The organism is Capnocytophaga sp. oral taxon 332 str. F0381, assembly GCF_000318275.2.
GTDB classification, from domain to species: domain Bacteria; phylum Bacteroidota; class Bacteroidia; order Flavobacteriales; family Flavobacteriaceae; genus Capnocytophaga; species Capnocytophaga bilenii.
On sequence record NZ_KB291282.1, the window covers coordinates 35,894 to 49,846 of the forward strand.

General features: G+C 36.5%; 15 protein-coding genes and 1 pseudogene. 10 read left to right on the forward strand and 6 right to left on the reverse strand.

Translation table 11 applies throughout. The features are described 5' to 3' along the window. The first annotated feature begins 99 nt into the window (after nucleotides 1-99). Nucleotides 100-3,471: a DUF559 domain-containing protein gene (locus tag HMPREF9075_RS03600; RefSeq protein WP_009415143.1), complete on the forward strand. Its 3,372-nt coding sequence runs from the start codon at nucleotides 100-102 to the stop codon at nucleotides 3,469-3,471. 121 nt (nucleotides 3,472-3,592) lie between these two features. On the opposite strand, the gene HMPREF9075_RS03605 is transcribed toward HMPREF9075_RS03600, so the two are convergent. From HMPREF9075_RS03605 to HMPREF9075_RS03625, 5 genes and pseudogenes are all read right to left on the reverse strand, one after another. Then, nucleotides 3,593-3,793, reverse strand: coding sequence for a helix-turn-helix transcriptional regulator (locus tag HMPREF9075_RS03605; protein WP_232305051.1), 201 nt, complete (start codon nucleotides 3,791-3,793; stop codon nucleotides 3,593-3,595). Between the two features lie 156 nt (nucleotides 3,794-3,949). Then, nucleotides 3,950-4,463, reverse strand: a pseudogene (locus tag HMPREF9075_RS03610) (AraC family transcriptional regulator); the annotation flags it as partial. A gap of 14 nt (nucleotides 4,464-4,477) precedes the next feature. Continuing rightward, nucleotides 4,478-6,448, reverse strand: coding sequence for a hypothetical protein (locus HMPREF9075_RS03615; RefSeq protein WP_009415146.1), 1,971 nt, complete (start codon nucleotides 6,446-6,448; stop codon nucleotides 4,478-4,480). After that, the gene (locus tag HMPREF9075_RS03620; protein WP_009415147.1) at nucleotides 6,426-6,971 is read right to left on the reverse strand and encodes a type II toxin-antitoxin system antitoxin SocA domain-containing protein; all 546 of its coding nucleotides are present in this window, start codon (nucleotides 6,969-6,971) and stop codon (nucleotides 6,426-6,428) included. Before HMPREF9075_RS03620 ends, HMPREF9075_RS03615 begins: the two co-directional genes overlap by 23 nt. Nucleotides 6,972-7,234: 263 nt before the next feature. Continuing rightward, nucleotides 7,235-7,678 (reverse strand): hypothetical protein, encoded by a 444-nt coding sequence (locus HMPREF9075_RS03625; RefSeq protein WP_009415148.1) that lies wholly within the window; start codon nucleotides 7,676-7,678, stop codon nucleotides 7,235-7,237. Between the two features lie 131 nt (nucleotides 7,679-7,809). Here HMPREF9075_RS03625 and HMPREF9075_RS03630 point away from each other — a divergent pair, with 131 nt between their 5' ends. Further along, the gene (locus HMPREF9075_RS03630) at nucleotides 7,810-8,598 is read left to right on the forward strand and encodes a lipocalin family protein (protein WP_009415149.1); all 789 of its coding nucleotides are present in this window, start codon (nucleotides 7,810-7,812) and stop codon (nucleotides 8,596-8,598) included. Between the two features lie 60 nt (nucleotides 8,599-8,658). Here the strand turns inward: HMPREF9075_RS03630 and HMPREF9075_RS03635 are convergent, their stop codons facing one another. Next, on the reverse strand, nucleotides 8,659-9,285 hold the full coding sequence (locus HMPREF9075_RS03635) for a hypothetical protein (RefSeq protein WP_009415150.1): 627 nt from the start codon (nucleotides 9,283-9,285) through the stop codon (nucleotides 8,659-8,661). Between the two features lie 251 nt (nucleotides 9,286-9,536). Between HMPREF9075_RS03635 and HMPREF9075_RS03640 the strand changes: the two genes are divergently transcribed. The 8 genes from HMPREF9075_RS03640 (at nucleotide 9,537) to HMPREF9075_RS03670 (ending at nucleotide 13,721) form a co-directional block, all read left to right on the forward strand. Beyond that, on the forward strand, nucleotides 9,537-10,175 hold the full coding sequence (locus HMPREF9075_RS03640) for a peptidase E (protein WP_034556732.1): 639 nt from the start codon (nucleotides 9,537-9,539) through the stop codon (nucleotides 10,173-10,175). Between the two features lie 8 nt (nucleotides 10,176-10,183). Beyond that, entirely contained in the window at nucleotides 10,184-10,777 is a 594-nt protein-coding gene (locus tag HMPREF9075_RS03645; RefSeq protein WP_034556735.1) for a zeta toxin family protein, read from the forward strand. Continuing rightward, nucleotides 10,758-10,910 (forward strand): hypothetical protein, encoded by a 153-nt coding sequence (locus tag HMPREF9075_RS13460; protein WP_009415153.1) that lies wholly within the window; start codon nucleotides 10,758-10,760, stop codon nucleotides 10,908-10,910. Before HMPREF9075_RS03645 ends, HMPREF9075_RS13460 begins: the two co-directional genes overlap by 20 nt. Before the next feature lie 43 nt (nucleotides 10,911-10,953). Beyond that, on the forward strand, nucleotides 10,954-11,772 hold the full coding sequence (locus HMPREF9075_RS03655) for a DNA alkylation repair protein (RefSeq protein WP_009415154.1): 819 nt from the start codon (nucleotides 10,954-10,956) through the stop codon (nucleotides 11,770-11,772). Nucleotides 11,773-11,996: 224 nt separating this feature from the next. Then, on the forward strand, nucleotides 11,997-12,701 hold the full coding sequence (locus HMPREF9075_RS03660; RefSeq protein ID WP_009415155.1) for a GNAT family N-acetyltransferase: 705 nt from the start codon (nucleotides 11,997-11,999) through the stop codon (nucleotides 12,699-12,701). Between the two features lie 15 nt (nucleotides 12,702-12,716). Then, complete coding sequence (locus tag HMPREF9075_RS13995) at nucleotides 12,717-12,845, forward strand: hypothetical protein (protein ID WP_009415156.1); 129 nt, start codon at nucleotides 12,717-12,719, stop codon at nucleotides 12,843-12,845. Continuing rightward, entirely contained in the window at nucleotides 12,838-13,230 is a 393-nt protein-coding gene (locus HMPREF9075_RS03665) for a DUF4279 domain-containing protein (protein ID WP_009415157.1), read from the forward strand. The genes HMPREF9075_RS13995 and HMPREF9075_RS03665 overlap by 8 nt, the downstream gene beginning before the upstream one ends. A 227-nt stretch (nucleotides 13,231-13,457) precedes the next feature. Then, entirely contained in the window at nucleotides 13,458-13,721 is a 264-nt protein-coding gene (locus HMPREF9075_RS03670) for a hypothetical protein (RefSeq protein ID WP_009415158.1), read from the forward strand. The last annotated feature ends 232 nt before the right edge of the window (nucleotides 13,722-13,953 follow it).

Sequence of the window (13,953 nt, forward strand, 5' to 3'; positions counted from 1 at the left end):
CGAGCTGGCGCAGCCGAGTATGTGACGAAGGATGGTGCTGCTGAGTATGTGTCCCTGAAAAATTAATTTTCTAATACCTCCTAATAATATACGACTAATATGAACTATAACCACAAAGAAATAGAAGCCTTTTGGCAAAAATATTGGGCTGATAATCACACTTTCAACGCCCAAAACGATAGTACAAAACCTAAGTACTACGTGCTTGATATGTTTCCTTACCCCTCTGGGGCGGGCTTACATGTAGGGCATCCGCTGGGCTATATTGCCAGCGATATTGTGGCGCGCTACAAACGCCATAAGGGCTTCAACGTATTGCACCCTCAAGGGTACGACAGCTTCGGTTTGCCTGCTGAGCAATACGCTATACAAACTGGTCAGCACCCTGCGGTTACTACGGCACAGAACATTGCCCGCTACCGCGAGCAGCTCGATAAAATAGGCTTTTCATTTGATTGGAGTCGTGAGGTAAAAACTTCAGACCCCGACTATTATCGCCATACCCAGTGGATATTCATACAATTGTTCAACTCGTGGTATAACAACGAAACTGACAAAGCAGAGCCTATAGAAACACTTATCGCTCTCTTTGAAAAACAAGGCAACGGCAAGGTAAATGCTGCTTGCGATGACGATACTCCTGCCTTTACTGCTGAAGAGTGGCGTGCTTTTTCATCAGAACAGCAACAACAAATCCTCCTCAAATACCGACTTACTTACTTGGCAGAAACCGAAGTGAATTGGTGTCCTGCCTTAGGTACTGTACTTGCCAACGATGAAATCGTAAATGGCGTATCGGAGCGCGGTGGTCACCCTGTGATTCGCAAGAAGATGACCCAATGGAGTATGCGCATTACGGCTTATGCTGAACGCCTTTTGCAAGGCTTAGACACTATTGATTGGAGTGAGAGCATCAAAGAAAGTCAGAAGAATTGGATAGGGAAATCGGTGGGAGCTGAGATTGTCCTCCCCCTAGCCCCCTCCAAAGGAGGGGGAACTGCTGCGTGTAAGAGCGATAGACCTTACTTTATGACAGGAGGAAATAATGCATATAGACTTATAGAAGAAGCTAAACGTATGCGAAAAGAACCTACTGAAGCAGAAGCAGCATTGTGGGAACTTTTGCGTGATAAAAAATTAGGAGATAAGTTTAGGAGACAGCATTTAATAGATGATTTTATTGTTGATTTTGTTTGTCTTTCTAAGAATTTAGTTATTGAAGTAGACGGAGGCTATCATAATGATCTTACTCAAAAAGAATATGACGAACAGCGTACATTGTTCCTTAATGAAAAAGGATTTAGAGTAATTCGCTTTACTAATGAAGAAGTTCTTGGTAATACAGAAGCTGTTTTAAAAGAAATAAAACAAGAGTTAGTCCTCCCCCTAACCCCCTCCAAAGGAGGGGGAACTGCGGCGTGTAATAGCAGCGGTTTTATAGAAGAAAACCAAAAAGGGGGAACTGTGGCGTATAATAGCGATAATATTAACACAACTTCTCCCCTCTCCTTAGGAGAGGGGCAGGGGGTGAGGATTTTCACGACTCGTCCTGACACGCTTTTTGGGGTTACTTACCTTACTTTGGCTCCTGAGCACCCTTTAGTGTCTCTTATTACTACCGAAGGACAACGTGCTGAGGTAGAGGCTTATATCACAGCTACTGCCAAACGCTCGGAGCGCGACCGTATGGCGGATACCAAAACTGTATCGGGGGCTTTCACAGGGGCGTATGCTCTGCACCCGCTTACGGGTAAGGAGCTTCCTATCTGGATAGGCGATTATGTACTTGCCAGCTATGGTACGGGTGCCGTTATGGCAGTACCTGCTGGCGATGACCGCGATTATGCCTTTGCTAAACACTTCAAGGGCGCCAAAGGAATGCCTGAACCTATCAATATTTTTGATAAAGATATTTCAGAAGCAGCCTTTACTGATAAAGAGGGAATGACTTACCAAAACTCTGATATTCTGAATGGTTGCACTAACTTTGGCGAAGCGGTTACCAAAGTATTGGCAGCCTTAGAAGCCAAAGGCGCAGGCAAAGCCAAAGTGAATTATCGCCTTCGCGATGCTGTCTTCTCACGTCAGCGTTATTGGGGCGAACCTTTCCCTGTATATTATAAAAACGGTTTGCCACAGATGATAGGGGAGCAGTACCTACCTATTCACCTGCCCGAAGTAGAGAAATATCTCCCTACCGAAGAGGGCAATCCGCCGCTGGGCAACGCTACCTCTTGGGCGTGGGATACTGCAAGCCATAAGGTAGTAAGCAACGAACTTATTGATAACCAAACGATATTTCCGTTAGAATTGAATACTATGCCAGGTTGGGCGGGCTCTTCGTGGTATTGGTTGGAATATATGATGGAAAAAGGTGACCGCGCTGTTTTCCCTACCAAAGCCGTAGTAGACTACTGGCAAAACGTAGACCTTTACGTAGGGGGTAGCGAACACGCCACAGGACACCTTTTGTACTCTCGTTTCTGGAACAAATTCCTCAAAGACCGCGGTTTTGCCCCTACCGAAGAGCCTTTCAAAAAACTGATAAATCAGGGTATGATATTGGGGATGAGTGCTTTTGCATATCGCTTAGAAGGAACTAATACTTTTGTATCTAAGAATCAGATAAAAGGGCAATCGGTACAACCTATTCACGTAGATGTTTCTCTCCTCAAAGATACTTCTGATGAGTTAGACATTGAGAAATTCAAGGCGTGGCGTAAAGAATTTGCTGATGCTGAGTTTATTTTAGAAGAAGACGGTAAGTATATCACAGGGCGCGAAGTCGAAAAAATGTCGAAATCTAAATACAATGTGGTAAATCCTGATGATATTTGCGAGCAATATGGTGCTGATACTTTGCGCCTTTACGAAATGTTCTTAGGTCCGTTAGAACAAGCCAAACCTTGGAACACAGCAGGTATTTCGGGGGTATATAATTTCTTGCGCAAGCTATGGCGTTTGTATTTCAATGACAATGGCTGGCAAGTAACCGATGAAGCCCCTACGCCCGAAATGCTCAAAGCACTGCATAAAACTATCAAAAAAGTAAATGAAGATATTGAGAATTTCTCCTTCAATACCTCGGTGAGTCAGTTTATGATATGTGTGAATGAGCTATCATCGCTAAAATGCCACCATAGAGACGTTTTAGCACCTCTTGCGGTGTTGGTAGCACCCTTTGCTCCGCATATCGCCGAAGAGCTCTGGAAAAGGCTCGGAAATACCGAAAGCGTAGCCTATGCGCCTTATCCGGTACACGAGGATAAGTATTTGCAAGAAGACAGCAAGGAGTATCCTGTATCGTTTAATGGTAAAGTACGCTTCAAACGTGCTTTTGCAACCACAATGACTCCTGCCGAGATAGAACAAGCCATCCTTGCCGACCCTCAAACCGCAGAACAACTACAAGGCAACACTCCTAAAAAGGTGATTGTAGTCCCTAATAGGATTATCAATGTAGTGATGTAAACAAGTAGTAATGTAAATAAAAAAAGTCCCGAGCTTTTAGGTAAAGTTCGGGACTTTTTTGTTCATTATACCACAAATGAATTAGAAAATTTGGCAATTATTAAATCGGAGTATTGTTTTTTCATTTCTCAACAAGGGTTATTACCCCTACTTCGGCACCAAAGAGGGCTAATACTTGATTTACTTTATCTAAACGCAAGGTGTTTTTGCCTTGCTCTAATTCGCGTACAAAGCGCAAACCTACTCCTGCACGCATTGCTAGTTCGGTTTGTGTGAGTTTTAGCTGCTTGCGTCTTTCCTTTACAAAAGAAGCTATGTTCATAATGGGAAAATTACTTAGTATACCTTTTCGGGTACAAAGATACGTATTTTTATTAAACATATACCTTTTCGGGTATAAAAATGTTTCTTTATCCCTCATTTACGAATCGGCTTGGGGTTCGTCCTTTTATCTTCTTGAAAACTTGATTGAATGATGATTATAGGCAAACTGCTCACCTATAATTTGTTGGTATTGGTTGATTTTATGATAGGTAGCTACTGAATAGGCTACGCATACGATTACAAAGGCTATAAATGAAATGGTAAATAGCCATTGGTAGGGGGCTGTGGTAATCGGCTTGGTCTATCATTGCTTTTTCGGCAGCAGAATAGCCAAACAAAAAGGGAAACATCAACACATAGGTAACTGCAAAAGGGAGGAAGTGAAGGCTGTCTCGCCAATAGAGTAGTTGTGGCTGGCGCAGGTTGGTAACGACATACAGATAGACAAAAGGGGCAAACAGCAAGGGGAATGGATGTGTAGCCCCTACTAAATGCGGGTATTTTTCCCAATACCCCAAATAGTGCAGGTAGTAGTTGAGCAAGTAGGCTGCAATGCATAACAACCAGACCCCCAGTATATTGTCGGGCAGCCTTTTAGCGGCTTTGCTAAAGAGCAATACCAAGAGAAAGCAACACAGAAAAATACCAATGACAAAAATACTACTCATAACGTAATAAGTTTTTATTTTAAAGAATCTTTGGTGGAGGTAGTATGCTCTTTAGTAATTTTAGATTGTTTGAGTGTATCAATGGCTTTATTTGAAGTGATTTTTTCTTCTATAATGGTCTTTTCAGTTTGCTTTAGAGTAGTAGTTTTACGCTCATTATCTTTAGGATTGAAATAGCTAAGAACAGATGCAATGATAATCATTGCAGCATAGAAATATAGTATTGGAGATTTCCACCATTTTTGCTCCTTATTTACTTTTATCCTTCCTGTAATAAATAATAGCACCAAAAGAAAAGAGATAAGAGAAGTACCAAAAACAACAAAGAAAATACCCACATCAAAGATATTTTTAAGATATTGAAATGTAGGGATACTTCCCATTACAAAAGCGATGATAGCCGAGAACAATCCCATTAATTCTATGGTTTTTGTGTCGTGTTTTTCTATTTTTTCATCAAACTGAAGGAGTTCTTCTTTTACTTTTGAAACATCACCATTAAATTCTGCCATTTTTCTAAAAAGAGGCAACTGACTTTTTAATTCTCTAAAATCATCCGTTATTTTTTCAAATCTATCTTTTGATTTTCTATTGTCTAGGGGAAGTAAGAAAGATGAGTAGATAAAAATATCATCAATAATACATTCCTTAAAAGAAACTCTGTATATGAAATAGATATGTTCTAATATCCACTCAATATTTTTTTTATAGGTAATGTATTCAGACTCTATTTTTTTAAGATAAGTTTCAATTTTATCTATTTCCTCAATAGTAGTTGTCTCATTTGTTTGTTTAAGTTCAGTATTCAGTAACTGTATTGATTTATCAATAAATTTGTATTGAAGGAAGTAATTTTTATTATCTTTATTATCAATTTTATTATACTGTTTTTGTAAATCTTCTCTATCATCAGAAGTTTCAGTGAAGAGAGAAAAACGATTATTACGAGCATAGTTATAAATGATAGTTCTTATATTTTTCTCTTCATTATTTATTTCTTCCTCATCTTTCCATTCCTCTAAGAATAATATTATTTCATCTAATTTATCTAAGTTCTTATTAATATCCTTATAGTATTTGATATATAAGTGAATTTCTCTACAAGAAAACTCCTCAAAATTTTTATCTTTAATATCAGCGAATGATTTTGTTAGTTTTTTTTCAGCAATCTTTCTTTTTTCACTTTTTTCATTGTAGTAATGATTATTAATATAGTCAACTAATGAAGTCCAGTTATCTCCATAATTTTTAAGTTCTGTTTCATAACTTTCAATCCCTTTATCAATATATAATGAGACACCACTTACTTTAGTTCTTTTACACCATTTAAAAAGTAAAAAAGTAGCTTTCTTCTTTATTTTTTCTATCTGATTTTTTAAAAAACGTAATTCAGATTTTTTCTCAATAGATAAGACTTCATCTTTTACAGAAGATATTCTATCAAAACAATATTGCTTTTCATCGAATAGAATATCTATTAAACATAAATATATATTTAAAAAAAATATTTTTAGCACATAGTCATCATTATTTGTGATTTGATACTTATAAGAAGAAGTAATAACAATATCTGTTTCTTGATTCTTTAGGATAACCCTTACATCTTTTACAAGGGGAATGTATAAATCGAAAATAATAGAATTTATTTGAATTATACGTTTTTTAAAAATCTCTATATTACTTCTTGTAGAATCTGGAATTTTCTTATTATTTGCTAAAATATTCTCTAATGAAAGTAATTCAAAATTCTTTATAACGGAAAAATCTAAACCTTCTTGAGAAGAATTTAGATTTTCAAAGTTAGTATCAGTGATAAATTCACCAATTAAAACTGAGTTGAAAAGGTAGCTAATAATCTCTTCAGTAGAGAGAATTAACCTTCCTATATTTTTTATATTAAATTTTTTTGCCTTTAGTTGTTTATCTATTTTTTTTATTTTATCTAAAGACTTTGAAATATAACTATTGGTAGTATTTTGGTTCATTTATAATTATACTTTTATCCATATCAGTATATGGTTTTTTTAATTTATTATAATAAATATCCCAAGAGTGATAAGCATGACTTAGATTTACTAATTCAAAAGCAGGATAATTTATCAACTCATTATTCTTTTCCTTTAGCTTCTCAATATCATTATCTATTTTTGATTTAAGTTTTTTGGAAAGAAAATTACTTTCATTAAGCTCAGTAACAGTCTTTCCTTTTAAAATAGTTCTTTCTCTACTTATTTCTAAATTGCTAAAATTACCTTTCTTTTGTGAATATTGATTATACAAATCAGCTTCTACGTGCCCATATTGCCAAGCTTGAAATCTATCAAAAATATCAAATAAGTTATTTGCTATATCAACCCCTGAAACAAAGAATAACAATTTCATTACTTTTAAAACGCTCAAATCATTCTCTCCTGTTTCTTTTTTCTTAGGATTCATATCTTCATACCACTCCTTGAGTTTATAGACTATATATTCGAATGCTGCTATTTTAGTTAAATCCTTATCCATTGTTTTTTTTATTTTAGAGTACAAAATGTAAGTCAAAAAAGCATACCTAAATGAGGTGCTAAAAAGTGTTCCAAAATGCACTATCAAAATGCACTATCAAAATGCACTGTTAAAATGCACTGTTAAAATGACGTTGCAAATTTACTCCAAAAAAAGTTATTAACAATGGTTTGTTGATAATTATTTTATATATATTTATATTTGTAATTGATTTTCAAATATATATATAAATTTATTTTTTATATAAAAATTAATGATATATCTTATAAACCTCTATACAAATTTACAATTACGGAAAATGTGCATCCTTGAAAGCTGTTTCCTTCTTTAAACGGAAAGGAGTACCCCCAATAAAATTCGATGGAATTGATGAGCGTAATGCCTACGCGGGGTGTTATGGCTTCGGTGTTTAGCGAAACGCCTACTCCTACCGGTAAGATAAAAAAAGTATCTGCTCCTACTTCGGGGATTATTTTCCAGCTGTCTGGTTTTCCTATCTGTGCTCCGGCGTATACTTTGGCTCCTATCGCAGCTAAGCCACTGCGGTCTACTTGGGTGCTATTGAGTGAGGCTCCTATAAAGACAAAGCTGCGGCTGCCATTGGTGCGTGTGTAGGCGGTGCGTACGCCCCATTTGTCGAGGGGTTCCATTAGTTGTGCCTTTGCCCACAAAGGCAATAACAATAATAAAGATATTAATAATTTCATAAAACGCCTGATTTTTGTAAATTTTCAGGGCAAAGATAAGGATTTTTTTTTATAATAAAAATATTATATAAGATATAAACATATTTTTTATTATCTTTGTCCCGATATTCACTTTTAAAATAAAAACAAATATGAAAAAACGTATTTTATCGGCACTTGTTGCCACAGCTTTATGTCTTTTCTCTTGCGGAAAAGATGATGACAATGGTAGTAGTACTTCGCTTAAAGGTGATTGGTATATCCATACTATGTACAACCTAAAACAAAGTATAAATGAATACAATTGGTATACTCCCAATCAATGTTCAAAACGAACTGTATTTGAAATCTCTGACAACCAGCTGAAGCACAAACGGGTATATGAAGATAATTCTACTTGTAAAGAAGACTTTAAGTATTACGATTACACCGCTTCTAACAGTGCTTTTCATTTGACTATAACGGCTGATTCTCCTAAAGGCTACAAAGGACAAACAGCTACTATCAATTATGAAATGAAAAACAAAGAGCTCATACTGCGTTTCCTAAATGATAAAGGTAATGATGAAACATTGATTCTTCATAAGCGGGGCGTAGATTATAGTCACTTAGACCCCTTTGTAGGTTATTGGAGACTTACCAAAGCACAATTGAAGAGCGGTAAGACTATAAAAGAATTTAAGGCGGGTATTCCTGCTTGCTTTAGAGGTGATATTGTAGCAAGTACAATTGGTTTTACTATATACTACAGGCTATCAGATGACGGTGTGAAATGTGGTGATGAAGAAAGAAAAACCTTTGATTGGGCAAGAGAAGGCAATACATATTACAACGTTTCTAACGGACAAAAAGTACCTATTCCGTTTAGCTTTAGCGATGATAAACAAACTCTTTTCTTTGGCAACACAAATATTATTTTGGTATTTCAAAAACAATGGTAATAAAAAAACGTGGGATATCCCACGTTTTTTTATACATTAACTAGTAACTTGTAGGTTGCTTTATTCTCTTTCTGACATATTATCGCTGTCGAACCAAATGCGGGTACCCCCTACTGGCATCAGTTTATTAAGAGGATCATTCTTTTCTAATAAACAAAAGGCATATCTGAAGTTCTTAATACCCTGTGCAGTAATTTCCCCTGAAATGATAGCTACCTCTTTATAGCTGGCACCTATAGACTTATCTTCCCCTTCAAAAGACATATAAGCAGTAAATTTATTCTCACTGCCCGAAATGATAGTGCCTTTGCCTATCGCTTTATCATTACTTAATAAATTGAGGTTTTCGTAGTCCGTTTTTATTTTTACACCTTGTTGGTCGTAGAAATGATAGGTATAACCTGTTATCTGATAGCCTACAACATACTGATAATCTTCAACATCGGTAAAAGCTAACTCGAACGGAGTTATATTGAAAGTACCTTCGATATTAGGAGGGGTAGTGCCGGTATGTATGACCATACCATTTGCCTCTAATTTTCTTAAAATGTTATCAGGAACGATGCTTTTGACTTCCTTGGGTAGGTTTTGATATTTTGTGCTTTCTTCGCTCTCTGATTTAGAGCAAGATACTGTACCCAATAGGGCAAAAATGCCCATAACAAAGTAATAAATGTTCTTTTTCATAGTTTTTTAATTTTTTAATTCTCGGTGCAAAAGTATAAAACAAAAGGTAAATGGCAAGGCAAATTTTTTGATGTAGTATATTTTTCTGGTTTTGGTTAGGTTATTAGACGTTTATCCTTCGCTCATCCTTCGCTGAAGGTTCGCTCAGCTTATACTCTGAATAGGGGGTGGAAAATTGAAAAAATATTTGTATATTTGCAATCTAAATGGGTGTGATAAAAGATTGGAATACACTGTCAATTTATGAAAATATGAAAAGATTATTTTTAACTTCATCATTCAGTTCTGTCGCAAAATTATTTGAAGATTTTGCTGGTGAGCCTGTAAAAGAGAAAAAACTGGCTTTTATCCCAACAGCAAGTTTGGTAGAAAAAGTGCGTTTTTATGTAGATGACGACAGAAAAGCCTTTGAAAAATTAGGGCTTATTATAGAAGAATTAGAAGTTTCTACCGCTACGACCGAAGAAATAACCGCAGCATTAGAACGAAATGATTATATTTTCATTTCGGGAGGAAATACTTTCTACCTAATGCAGGAGCTAAAAAAGAAAGGAGCGGACAAACTACTTATTGAACAAATTAATAATGGAAAGTTGTACATAGGCACTTCGGCAGGTTCTATTATTGCTTCACCTACTATTGAATTTGTTAGCGATATGGACGAGATTAAAAAAGTTCCTGAACTCACAGATTTTTCAGGCTTACATTTGGTAGATTTTTATTTTTTACCTCATTATCTGAACTTTCCATATAAGGAAGCTACTCAAAAAATAGTAAATGATTATTCACAGAAAATAGACCTGCGACCTGTTTCCAACAATCAAGTAATTACCGTTTTAGGTAATGAAATAAAAACACTTGAAAAACCCAAACGAGCAACTAAAAAATAGTTTTAATGATGCCTAACCTCTCAAAACTCTATATCATAGCGGGTTGTAATGGTGCGGGAAAAACCACTGCTTCCTTTACCATTTTGCCAGAAGTGCTGGGCTGCAAAGAGTTTATCAATGCTGATGAAATCGCTAAGGGGCTATCGCCTTTCCAGCCCGAAAGCGTAGCTATGCAAGCTGGCAGAATAATGCTGGCTCGTATGGACGAACTATTGCAAAAAGGAGAAACTTTTGCCTTTGAAACTACTTTGGCTACTAAAAGCTATAAGCAAAAAATAGAATGGGCACAAGCTAATGGCTATGAGGTTACCTTGTTGTTCTTTTGGTTGGACTCGCCCAATATGGCTAAAGAGCGGGTCGCTCAGCGGGTTGCCGAAGGAGGGCATAGCATTCCCACAGAAACCATTGAAAGAAGGTATCATAACGGGATTGCCAATCTCTTTGCTATCTATATGGATATGGTAGATATTTGCTATATTTTTGATAATTCAGAAGGAGAACGTACTCCTATTGCAAAGAAATACAAAGGAGAGAAAGAAATAATTTATAATACAGACCTTTATAATCAAATGAAAAACAGCTATGAAAAAGAAAGAAGCTAAAAAAGATATATTAGAAGAAAAACTTTTAAAAGGTTTATCTCTTGCTTATGAGCGAATGATTGCTGAAAAGCGCAAGAATCATCAAAAGATTGTGGTGCGCCGCGAGGGAAAAATCGTTACTATCACACCATAAAAAGTTGCTAATTTTCTAATTTACTAATTGATAAATTATTTTTATGACCGAAAACATCAAAAACAGAAAAGGGGCTCAGAAGGCGGTAGATATTCCTTCGGAAGTGCTTTCGCTATTAAATACGGGGCGTATAGAAACGGTAAACCTTACTGAATGGCTGGCTGTAGAGCATTCTCTGCTAGTGAAATCTGTTTTTCCTGCTTTGGGAATTGATAAAAATATCATTGAAGAGTTGGTTTGCCAAATTCATCAGCAAAAGAAACCTTCTACAATGAATACGATTAGGCTTATAGGTGCTTTTTTATACGAAAAATATGCAAAAACTGACCTCTATAAGCCTTTGTTTGAACAACTCAGCACGCATTTATCCGATTCGGTGCGTTGTTATGCTTGTTATTTGGTGGCTTTGCATACCGATACTCTTCTGGAAGACAAGCTACGCAAACTAAAACCTTTGGTAGCCGATAGTCATTTTGGCGTTCGTGAGATTATTTGGATGGCGTTACGCCCTGAAATGAGCGAACATTTAGACTTTTCGATTGCTTTTCTTTCCCATTGGGCAGAAAGTGAAGATGAGAATATCCGCAGGTTTAGTACAGAAGCCTTGCGCCCGCGGGGTGTTTGGTGTGCTCATATAGAAGCCTTGAAAGAAAAGCCAGAGGTGTATTTGCCGATATTAGATAAATTGAAAGCTGATAAGGCAAAGTATGTGCAAGATAGCGTAGGGAACTGGCTGAACGATGCTAGCAAAACCCGTCCTGATTTCGTAACGGCACTTTGTGAGCGTTGGGAACGCGAAAGTCCTACCAAAGAAACCAAATATATTGTAAAAAAGGCACTGAGAACGATTGCCTCTAAATAGTGCGAGGGGAATTGTGAATTCTGAATTTTGAATTCTGAATTTTGAATTGGTGGGCGAGCTACAAGCTTGCCCAGCGGAGTCCTCACCCCCGTTCCCCCTCTCCAAAAGAGAGGGGGGCAGTGCGCAGTAGTGCTGTATGGGGAATGTAAAGGGAATTGTGAATTGGGCACAAGCTGCAAGCTTGCGCCAGCGAGGGGTATCAACCGATTATCTAAAAATATACAATGAATACAAACCAGTACAATCAGCCTATAGGGGAGGCGTTACCTGATTTTTCAGTAGGGGCAACCCCTCATATAACGCTCTTAGAGGGGAATTATTGTCTGTTGGAACCTCTTTCGGTAGCCAAGCATTTGGACGATTTGAGTGATTTCTATTTGGAAGCCAATGCTGTAATGCCTGACTGGACGTACTTATCTATAGCTCCTGCAAAGGACAAAGAGGCGTTGTGTGCTTTACTCACTAAGCAGGAAGCCTCTGCTGACCCTTATTTTCTGACGATTGTAGATAAACAAACGCTAAAAGCCGTAGGTACGCTCGCCCTAATGCGTATTGACCCTAAAAACAGAGTGATAGAAGTGGGCTGGGTAATCTATTCGCCGGCTTTGCAGCGTACGCGTATGGCTACAGAAGCGCAGTATTTGTTGGCGAAATATGTGTTTGAAGTCCTCCAATACAGGCGTTACGAATGGAAATGCGACAGTTTTAATACACCTTCGCGCCGTGCTGCTGAGCGACTGGGTTTTGTATATGAGGGTACGTTTAGGCAGGCAGTGGTTTACAAAGGGCGTTCGCGCGACACGGCTTGGTATGCGATGACAGACAAGGAATGGGCTGGTAACAAATATGCTTTTGAGCGATGGCTTTCTGAGGATAATTTTGACCAACAAGGCAAGCAAAAAGAATCTTTGAAAGGGTTTAAGATATAATTTTTCAGGTGAATTTTGAATTGGGCACAAGCTGCAAGCTTGCGCCAGCAGGGGGTAATATATCATACTAACTCCGAAGAATTAAGAGATAAAGGAGGAAAAGGAGATCCTATAGATACATATACAGATTATCCATATGACTAGAATTAAATTAACTTTTATTATTTATGGAGATATGTTTAACATAGATGAGTTTTCTGAAATAATAAACATATCCCCTACTGATTTTGCTTACAAAGGAGATAAGCTGAAATTTAGAGTAAGTACAGATACTTTTTGGAAGTATTCATTTAAAGATATTACATCTCTTTATATAGGAGATAGCTTAAAGCCTCTTGAAAAAATTGTAAGCCCAAGAATTGAGGAAATATCCTCATTTATACACAAGAACAATTTAAAATCTATAATGCGTTTCAAAGTAGAAACAAATAAAGAACCATCACCAGCAATAGTTTTTGACAATAATATTGTCAAATTATTATACAAATTGAATGCTTCAATTGACTTAGATTTATATATATATGATTAATAAAAAGAGGTAATGTATCAGATGTGTTGTTAAAAGCACAACAACTTAACTATTAGTAAAATACAAAATGACTAAAACCTATAATACACTCTAAATAGTGCGAGGGGAATTGGCAAATTATGAATTGTGAATTGTGAATTGGGCACAAGCTGCAAGCTTGCGCCAGCGGGGGTAATATATCATACTAACTCCGAAGAATTAAGAGATGATAAGTTTAAGAAAAAAGAATGTTTACATTAGATAAAGAATATATTTTATTAGACATAAGAAAATGGAAAGAGGAGTATATAGATGTTGAAAACCTCCCTATTGAATTTTATTTGAAATATAGGTCGCTTCTATTATCGTACAAATTGAACGGTCAAGATAAAAAATCTATATATATATTTTTTTGTAACATAGCTAACGAAAATCTGGATATTTCTGATTTTATATATGAAATAATGGATTTAATTATTGGTTATTGTCGCCCTGATTTTAAAATATGGTAATGTATCAAATATGTTGTTAAAATTTTATCACATTAAAAATCAACATAATACAAAAGAATTGCCTACTATTTTTCTTTACCCATCATAGAGATAAGCGTTTTTCAAGCCTATAATGCGCTCTAAATAGTGCGAGGGGAATTGTGAATTGTGAATTGTGAATTGTGGGACGGGTACGACAAGTGGGACGGGGAGAGAATTGTGAATTATGAATTGGGCACAAGCTGCAAGCTTG